Annotated in this window: 4 protein-coding genes; all 4 read right to left on the bottom strand. The window is 71.1% G+C overall.

All coding sequences use genetic code 11. From position 1 onward, the window contains the following. The coding region (locus EIO58_RS16375; protein WP_205789335.1) for a siderophore-interacting protein at positions 1-418 on the bottom strand (418 nt) is incomplete at its 3' end. Positions 419-450: 32 nt separating this feature from the next. Beyond that, entirely contained in the window at positions 451-1,203 is a 753-nt protein-coding gene (locus tag EIO58_RS16370; protein WP_127820375.1) for an iron ABC transporter ATP-binding protein, read from the bottom strand. Further along, positions 1,203-2,195 carry an iron chelate uptake ABC transporter family permease subunit gene (locus EIO58_RS16365; RefSeq protein WP_127820374.1) on the bottom strand — a complete coding sequence of 331 codons (993 nt, stop codon included), beginning with the start codon at positions 2,193-2,195 and terminating at the stop codon, positions 1,203-1,205. Before EIO58_RS16365 ends, EIO58_RS16370 begins: the two co-directional genes overlap by 1 nt. Then, positions 2,192-2,383 (bottom strand): iron chelate uptake ABC transporter family permease subunit (locus EIO58_RS16360; RefSeq protein WP_164861798.1); only part of this gene is annotated, 192 nt, incomplete at its 5' end. The genes EIO58_RS16360 and EIO58_RS16365, both read right to left, overlap by 4 nt.

The raw sequence follows: 2,383 nt of genomic DNA, 5'->3' as shown, positions 1-2,383 counted from the left end.
CGGCGAGCAGCCACGCGTCGGGCCGGCCGCGCAGCACCTTCGAGCCGCGAGGCCCGCCGATGCCCGCCGTCGCGCCCAGCGGAGCGGTTGCCGCCCACGCCCCCGCGACACCTGCCGTTCCCGCGTCCGGATCGCCGTGGACGGCGAACTCGAGCTCGAGCCAGTCGTCGCCCCACTCCAGGGGCGTGTACTCCCGGCTCGGCCCGGCACGCAGCTCCTCGACCGTCTCGGCGCCGCTCGCGGGGAAGAAGATGCGGAGATGGTCGTCGGCGCCGAGCGAGTCGAACCCGGCGAGCCCGGAGCCCTCGAGGCGCACGCGCACGTAGGTCCGCGTCTGCCACTCGCGTGCCGTCAGCGTCACGCGCCGGAATCGCAGCTCAAGGCTCGTGGGCTCCAGCGTGAACGTGGGTGAAGTCATCGGATTCTCTCCTTCGGTGAGGGGATTTCGGGTCACTCCCACAGCACGACGCGCCGTCCGTTGATCTCGGCGACACGTGCGGGGGTGTCGTACAGCGCTGCGAGGCGCTCGTCGGTGACGACCTCGGAGACCGGCCCGTGGTGCTCGACCCGCCCGTCGCGCATCGCCACGATGTCGTCGGCGTACTGTGCGGCGACGTTGATGTCGTGCAGCACCACGACCACCGTCATCCGTCGCTCGTCGGCGAGGCGGCGCAGGAGCCGCATGAGCGCGACCGCGTGACGCGGGTCGAGATTGTTGAGCGGCTCGTCGAGAAGCAGGTGGTCGGTGTCCTGCGCGAGCGCCATCGCGACGAACGCCCGCTGCCGCTGACCGCCCGACAGCTCGTCGAGGAACCGGCCGCGCACCGCCCCGAGGTCGAGCAGCTCGATCGCGCGCTCCACCTGGACGCGGTCTTCGGCCGAGCGCCCCGAGCCGCCGTGCGGGAACCGCCCGTACGCGACGAGGTCGTCGACGCTCAGCCGGATCGCGAGGTGGTTGTCTTGGCGGAGGATCGCGAGGCGACGGGCGAGCTCGCGCGTGTGCGTGGTGCGCACATCCAGGTCGTCCACGGCGATCGCTCCCCGGTCGACGCCGACGAGCCGCCCGATCGCCGACAGCAGCGTGGACTTGCCGGCGCCGTTGGGTCCGATGACGGCTGTGAGGCCGGGGCGGATGTCGATCGTCACGTCGTCGACGGCGACGAGGGCGCCGTGGCGCTTGACCACCGAGTCGGTGCGGATCATCAGCGGGCCTTTCCAGAGAGCACGAGGACGATGAAGAACAGGCCGCCGACGAACTCGATCACGATCGGCAGCTCGGTGCCGAAGCCGAGAAGGCGGTCGAGGATGAGCTGCCCGCCGACCAGCGCGATCACCCCGATCGCGATGGCGGCCGGGACGCTGCGCAGATGACGGTGGCCCACGGCGCCGTAGGCGAGGTTCGCGACGATCAATCCGAAGAACGTCACCGGACCGACGAGGGCGGTGGATGCCGCGACCATCGCGGCGATCGCGACCACGACGTGCATCACCACGCGCCGGTGGGCGACGCCGAGCGAGATCGCCGTGCTCGCGCCGAGCGAGAGCACGTCGAGCTCCCGCCGGATCGGCCACAGCGATGCCAGCGCGACCGCGACCAGAACGCCGGTCGGCAGCAGCAGCTCACGATCCACCGATGTGAAGCTGGCGAACGTGAGGTCCTGCACGATCGCGAACGTGTCGGGGTCGAGCAGGCGCTGCAGGAATCCCGTCACCGAGCGGAACAGCACGCCCAGCACGAGCCCCGCGAGCACGATCACATGAAGGTCGAGGCGGCGGCGCACGAACAGCCACCAGTACAGGAGCACGATCGATCCCGTCATCAGCCCCAGCTCCACGAGCCACGACGCGAGCGGTGGAGCGGCGACGAGAAGCGCCGGCCCGATCGCGAACGCCACCACGGTCTGGATGGCGAGGAACACGGCGTCGAACCCCATGATCCCCGGGGTGAGGATCCGGTTGGACGTGATCGTCTGGAACAGCACCGTCGCAGCGCCCACAGCGGCCGCGGCGATGCCCATTCCGCCGATCGTGCGCACGCGCAGCCCGAGCGCATACTCCCACCTGCCGGGCAGGTCCGTGAAGAGGAACACCAGCACGATCGCGACGGCCAGGGCGGTGAGGGCGAGCAGCGCGCCCGTCGGATGCCGCAGGGTCCGGCCCGCGAGTCGCGCGCCGTCGAGGAACGTCACGGTCATCGGACCGCCTCCGTCCGCGCCGGAGTGCGCCGACGGCTGGGGCGGGCGGCTTCCGACGGGCGCGCCGTGCCGAGCAGCATCCAGAGGAAGACGACGCCGCCGATCACGCCCATGACGATCGAGATCGGGAGTTCGAACGGGAAGCGCACGACGCGGCCGATGATGTCGCACAGCAGCACGATCGCGGC

This window comes from Microbacterium sp. CPCC 204701 (assembly GCF_004010105.1).
GTDB lineage: Bacteria > Actinomycetota > Actinomycetes > Actinomycetales > Microbacteriaceae > Microbacterium.
The sequence above is the reverse complement of the archived record's forward strand: the minus strand, read 5'-3'. Positions and strand labels throughout refer to the sequence as shown.

What these genes read in the sequence shown, in the direction of transcription:
- EIO58_RS16365 (WP_127820374.1), bottom strand. Translation starts at nt 2,195, where the DNA reads ATGACCGTGACGTTCCTCGACGGCGCGCGACTCGCGGGCCGGACCCTG.
- EIO58_RS16370 (WP_127820375.1), bottom strand. Translation starts at nt 1,203, where the DNA reads ATGATCCGCACCGACTCGGTGGTCAAGCGCCACGGCGCCCTCGTCGCC.